Genomic DNA, 6,588 nt, shown 5'->3' with positions numbered 1-6,588 from the left:
TACTTGGCGGGGCTGTTGTGCATAATCAAAGGCTAAGAGTGTATTTTAGAAGAATTGCTAGAAAAGTATTTAGGGTTAATCCCAATGATGGGGGTGTATAATCTTTGTGTTTAACTTAAATGATTTTTAAAAGTTTAGTTATTCAAATTTTATCTTTTTATATGTATAAATTTCTTTAGCCAATACAACAAAATTATAAGAATCTATATTTTGTATTTGGAGCTTGCACAAGTGCGAAATATTTTAGTAAATTTAAATTCTACTAAAAATAAATCTTTTATTTAATTGCTTCTTTACACCTTTCACATAGACAATCTTTGTTTTTTGTGATATACCGCCAACACCTAGGGCATTTATAAAGGGTTGATTTAGATATGCTAACTTCTACTCCATCGCTTAATTTAAAGCTAGCTATTTTATTGCTAGGCTCTTTTTTAATTTCACTAACAATAAGCCAAAGAGCTAGAATTTCTTTATCTATATTAGAATCTATTGCCACTTCAAGCTCTAATGAGCTTTTTATTATTTTATCTTTTTTAAGTTTATCTATTTCTATTCCAAATATTTCTCTAATCTCAAGTAATTTCTTAAAGTCAGTATTTAGAGTGTATGAAGGTATTTGTGTGTATTTGCAATCAAATACATCATTCCATTCACCTTTTAGCATTGGTGAGGCAAAAGAAATAGCTTCATTTATTGTATATGTTAAAACAGGTGCTAGGAAATGAAATAATTTTTTACCAATTAGGCATAATGTAAATTGGATTCCAGCTCTTAGGCGAGAAGATTTTTTATCACAATATAAAATATCTTTTGTCAAATCAAAATAGATTCCGCTAAGTTCATTGCTAATAAATCCCATAATTATATTGAATGATTTTGAAAATTCATATTCATCAAATAAGTTAATTGCTTTTTGAAAAATTATATTTGCTTCATTGATAATCCATTTATCAATTTCACTTAGTTCTATAGTCTTAGAATCTACCTCAAAGTCATTTGTATTTGCTAGTATAAAGCGAATAGAATTTCTAATCTTTCTATATTGTTCGCTAATTTGCTTTAAAATATTATTAGAAATTTTTAAATCACTTTGATAGTCACTTAATGCAACCCAAAGGCGTAGAATCTCGCTTCCATATTCTTTCAATACAGATTCTGGTAATATTACATTTCCTTTTGACTTACTCATCTTATCGTTATTTTCATCTATTGTAAAGCCGTGCGTTATGATATTTTTAAATGGTGCTTTATGATTTATAGCACAAGAAATTAAAAGTGAGCTTTGAAACCAACCTCTATGTTGATCACTTCCCTCTAAATACATATTTGAAGGGTAATTACCCGCATTATATTTGCTAGATTGCAATACTGCAAGCCAAGTGCTTCCACTATCAAACCACACATCTAATATATTATCACCACATTTTTCTATCTCATCTGCCCTATTTTGCCAACTTGGCGGTAGAAGGTCTTTTATATCTTTTTCCCACCATATATCACAACCGTTTTTACTAAAAGATTCTGTGATAAAATCAAGTAATTGCGAATCTAATAATACTTCTTTCGTTTTTTTATCTCTAAAAAATGCTATTGGCACACCCCAATCTCTCTGCCTAGATATACACCAATCAGGACGATTTTCTATCATTGATTTTATTCTTTTATACCCACTTTTTGGATAGAAATTAATATCTTCTATTTCTTCTAGTGCAATTTGTCTAAGTGTTTTACCTTGAAAAAATGGCTTATCCATTAAAATAAACCATTGTTTTGTAGCACGATAAATTACAGGCTTATGAGACCTCCAGCAGTATGGATATGAATGTGTGATTTTTGTATGATGTAATAAATTCTCTCCAAGTAATTCTAAGATTCTATCCTGTGCTTTAAAAATATGCAGCCCTATAAATTCCTTTAATACCTCTTTTTTAAATAGCCCAAGCTTTTGTAAGTCATCATTAAAACAACCACTATCATCAACAGGCATTATTACATCAATATTATATTTTAAGCAAATATAATAGTCATCTTCTCCGTGTCCTGGTGCGGTATGCACTAATCCGCTTCCATCTCCCATTAAAACATGCTCTCCTAATATGATTTTAGATTTTCTGTTATTTAATGGATTAATTGCATTTAGATTTTCAAGCTCAACTGGATTAAATTCTTTTTGTATTTCTCCATTGCTTAAGCCAAGATTTTTCATAGCATTAATACACTCTTTTGCGAAAATAAAACCTTCTTTTGTAACTACATATACTTCATTTGGATTCATACATATTGCTTGATTAGCAGGTAGTGTCCAAGGAGTGGTAGTCCAAATTACAGCCTTTGCATTGTTAGTTCCTAATTTTTTATTTGCTTCATCATCTAAACTAAATGATACAAATATAGAATCTGAAGTTTTATCTTTATATTCTATTTCTGCATCTGCTAAGGCAGTTTTACAAGCCCAACTCCAATATATAGGTTTAGAACGTTCAGCTATAAGCCCTTTTTTTGCTACTTCACAAAGAGCTTTATAAATATCACTCTCAAAAGTAAAATCCATAGTTTTGTAAGGGTTATTAAAGTCTCCTAATACTCCAAAGCTTTGAAATTCTCTGCTTTGAATTTCAATAAATTTTTTAGCATGCTCCCTACAAAGTTCTCTAATTTTACTTTTCGGTAAGTTATTTTTTTTATCCTTGCCAAGAGAAACTTCTATTTGTTGTTCTATTGGCAGCCCGTGGCAGTCCCAACCAGGAGTGTAATAGACTCTTTCTCCTTTAAAATAGTGATATTTAATTATTATATCTTTTAAAATTTTATTTAGTGCGTGTCCTACATGAAGATGCCCATTTGCATAAGGTGGTCCATCGTGTAGGGTAAAAGATTCTGTGCTAATATTTCTATTTTGCTGCATTTTTGAAAAAATATTATTTTCTTGCCATAATTTATAGGTTTGTGGTTCATTTAACGGGAGATTTCCTCTCATTGGAAAATTGCTTTGAGCTAAGTTTAATGTGTCTTTATAATCCATAAAACAACCTTAAAAAGAGAATTAAAAAGCTTAGATTCTATCAAAAAATAGAAATAAGTTATAAATCAAATTTAAAGTATTTAAAAATCTAGCCTTAAATGCTTAAGTTTATGAAATATTAAAGATTTAATTAAAAATTTATTTGTGTAGTTTTATAATCTATAATTTTTAAAGTTTTAGGATGCAGAAATTGAATATTTATAGAAATAAGAGAGTTTTTCTCACAGGACACACAGGGTTTAAAGGCTCTTGGCTTAATTTAATGCTTCAAAACTTTGGAGCTGAAGTGTTTGGCTACTCACTTCCTCCAAAAGATAAGTTAAATCATTTTGATTTATTAAATATGAATAATGGTGTTTTTAAAGATATACTAGATATTAAGTCTCTTAGTAAGGCTTTGTTAGATTTTAACCCACACATTATATTTCATCTCGCAGCACAACCACTTGTTAGAGAGAGCTATAAAGATCCTATAAATACATTCCAAACAAATGCTATTGGCACATTAAATATATTAGAAGTTGCTAGAAAGCTAAAAGAGCTAAGTGCAATTGTTGTAATTACTACTGATAAAGTTTATGAAAATAAAGAATGGATTTGGGGTTATAGAGAAAATGACACAATAGGTGGGGGATGTGATCCATATAGTTCATCTAAGGCTTGTGCAGAAATTATTACTAATTCTATGCAGCAAAGTTTTTTTAACCTAAAAAATTTTAATAAAACGCATAGAGTGTTGATTGCTACTGCAAGGGCTGGAAATGTTATTGGTGGAGGAGATTTTAGTGATGATAGATTAATTCCTGATTTAATGCGAGGAATACAAAGAAATGAAGCTACACTTATCCGCCATCCAAACTCTACTAGACCTTGGCAAAATGTTTTAGAACCACTAAGAGGTTATATGATGCTTGGAGAAAAGCTAATGGAAGGGAAAAGTGAATTTGCTACTAGCTTTAATTTTGGTCCTAGTATGGAGGGAAATTTAAGTGTTAAATGTATTTTAGAAGAGACAAAAAAGCTTTGGAATAAAATAAATTATAAAATACAAATCCCAAATGCTGATAAATCCTTATATGAGGCAAATTTATTAATGCTTGATAGCACAAAAGCAAATAATATTTTAAAATGGAAGCCTATTTATGACTCTTTTTACTCTATTAAAACGACAATACAATGGTATAAAGCTTTTTATGAAAGCAATGAAATTCTAAGCCACTCACAACTTAAAAATTATATTAATGAATCTAAAATGAATGCTTAAAATTAAATTAAAGGTTATATAATGGAATTAATAATAAGTAAAAAAATATTAAAAAATAGCTTGGAATATAAAAGTATAATGGATATTTCAAAGCTAGATTCTATATATTATGTAGCTAAAATGTATCTAAATGCTACAAATGAAAATAGGGGGGGGGCAGCTAGAGATATTAAAAAATGAGCTAGAAAATAAAAGCTCTGTTTTACACATTCCTTTAAATGAAGTTAAGATTTATCATAAAGAAAATGCCAAGCTATGCTCTTATGGTGGAGTTTTTGAAGATAATAAAGTTATTAATGAGAGCTTAAATTCAAGTAGCGATCAAACATATCAGCAAGAATTTTTTGACTATTTAGAACAATTATCAATTTTTAAGATAAAAAATAAAGATGATTTAAAAGCGTATATAAAAAAGTTTTATTTTAAGTACCTATCTCTTAGTGCTAGAAAAAATAGAAAAATTTTTAATGATAAATCAAAGCCAAAAATTATATTTTTCTGTGCGTGGTTTTCAAATATGTATCACTTTGTATTTGAGAGTTATGCTAGGTTATTAATACTTCTTAAATATGCAAGAGATAATAATTTGGATTTTTATATAGTTGCTCCACCAAAATATAGGGGCTTTGCAAGGTATTATAAGTGGTTTATAAATGAGATCTTAGAGTTAGAAAATATACCTAAAATCTTATATCTTGATTATCAAAACTATGATATTAAAAATATATATTTTTGTTCCAATCCCCAATGCAATGAAAAATATATTCTTCCAGCAATTAATAAAATCCAAAATAAACTATATGATAAAAATTTTCCTCTTAAGTATGAAAGAATCTTTATTAGCAGAAATAAATCTCCAAGAAGATATTTAGTAAATGAAGATGAGATTTTGGAGCTTTTAGAATCTAGATATGGTTTTAAGAGAGTTTATATGGAGGACTACAACTTAAAAGAGAAGGTAAATTTAATGATGAATGCAAATGTTATATTAAGCATTGATGGCACAAGTATCATTAATGGGTTATTTATGAATAAAGCAAATTCTAAGATAATAGCCCTAAGAAGTAGTGATATGACAGACCACATGCTACTTATTTGCGGGGCTGTTAAAGGTATTGAATACTTGCCAATTATTTGTGATTTAGTAGTAGATTCTAAGGATTTTAATTCCATCTCTTGCCAAGAAAATAAGCATTCTATTAATTCTAAAGGAGCTAAAGAGCAAAGATTGTGGGTTGATGGGAATTTATATTTAAATAAAGATTATTTAATACAAAAACTAAAAGAATACGAAGTAAATGAATTAGATATTTAGAAATAATAAATTTAGAAAAATTAATATTAAAGTTTGCTAGAATCTTTTAAATTTAAGATTTGAGGTTATTATTTGCAAAGGGTTTTAATTACAGGGGTAAATGGCTTTTTAGGTTCTAATCTTGCAGAGGCTTTTTGTAAAAGCTATAAAGTTATAGGGCTTAAGAGAAGCACATCAAATATATCTAGAATCCTAAATTTTCCACTAAAATTATATGATACAGATAAAACTCCTTTGATGGATATTTTTATCAAACATAAGCCAAACATTATACTTCATACGGCAGGTTGTCTTGGTAGAAATAATGAGCCTTTAAGTCATATTGTAGAGACAAATTTATTATTTAGTTTAAAGTTGCTTGAGTGTGCTAAAAACTTTAATATAGACATATTTTTTAATGCAGACACATTGCAAAATGATTATTTTAGTAATTATACAATTAGCAAAAAGACACTAAGGGATTATTTGCCAAATTTTATTGAGTATTTTAAAATAATTAATTGCAGAATCGAGCATATATATGGATTTAATGATGATGGAAATAAATTTGTGCCATCAATGCTTAAATCTTTTAATCAAAATATACCAAATATCCCCCTTACAAAAGGGGAGCAATTAAGAGATTTTATATATATTAAAGATGTAGTTAGTGCTTATTTATTACTTTTAAACAATGCTAATATAATTTTTAGATCTAGTAATTTTGCTAGTTTTGATATTGCAACAGGTAATTTAGTGAAACTAAAAGATTTTTGTATAGCTTTACTCGATGAATTTAGAAAATATAAAAATACTATTTCAAGACTAGATTTTGGCAAAGTCCCTTATGCTAAAAATGAAGCTATGAAAATAAATGAGGATATTACACCATTATTTAATCTTGGCTTTAGACCTAAGTATAATTATAAAAATGGAATAAAAGATTTGCTATATAAAGCTATGGGGGGGGGTTATAGTAAACTAGCCTCTCTTGTTGGGTAGGCT

5 protein-coding genes are annotated in these 6,588 nt (G+C 28.3%); 4 read left to right on the top strand and 1 reads right to left on the bottom strand.

Annotated elements, in window-relative coordinates; genetic code table 11:
- Positions 1 to 277 precede the first annotated feature (277 nt).
- Entirely contained in the window at positions 278 to 3,025 is a 2,748-nt protein-coding gene (ileS, locus tag CQA44_RS08290; RefSeq protein WP_115546795.1) for an isoleucine--tRNA ligase, read from the bottom strand.
- A gap of 181 nt (positions 3,026 to 3,206) precedes the next feature.
- Between ileS and rfbG the strand changes: the two genes are divergently transcribed.
- From rfbG to CQA44_RS08275, 4 genes are all read left to right on the top strand, one after another.
- Positions 3,207 to 4,289 (top strand): CDP-glucose 4,6-dehydratase, encoded by a 1,083-nt coding sequence (gene rfbG / locus CQA44_RS08285; protein WP_115546794.1) that lies wholly within the window; start codon positions 3,207 to 3,209, stop codon positions 4,287 to 4,289.
- Between the two features lie 21 nt (positions 4,290 to 4,310).
- Positions 4,311 to 4,469 carry a hypothetical protein gene (locus CQA44_RS12595; protein ID WP_181881836.1) on the top strand — a complete coding sequence of 53 codons (159 nt, stop codon included), beginning with the start codon at positions 4,311 to 4,313 and terminating at the stop codon, positions 4,467 to 4,469.
- A complete protein-coding gene (locus tag CQA44_RS08280) occupies positions 4,420 to 5,604 on the top strand; it encodes a DUF563 domain-containing protein (RefSeq protein WP_115546793.1) in 1,185 nt (394 codons plus the stop codon). The genes CQA44_RS12595 and CQA44_RS08280 overlap by 50 nt, the downstream gene beginning before the upstream one ends.
- A gap of 72 nt (positions 5,605 to 5,676) precedes the next feature.
- Positions 5,677 to 6,585, top strand: a complete 909-nt coding sequence (locus CQA44_RS08275; RefSeq protein WP_115546792.1) for an NAD(P)-dependent oxidoreductase — start codon at positions 5,677 to 5,679, stop codon at positions 6,583 to 6,585.
- The last annotated feature ends 3 nt before the right edge of the window (positions 6,586 to 6,588 follow it).

The organism is Helicobacter sp. MIT 14-3879 (assembly GCF_003364125.1).
This window is presented reverse-complemented; position numbering and strand designations above follow the sequence as displayed.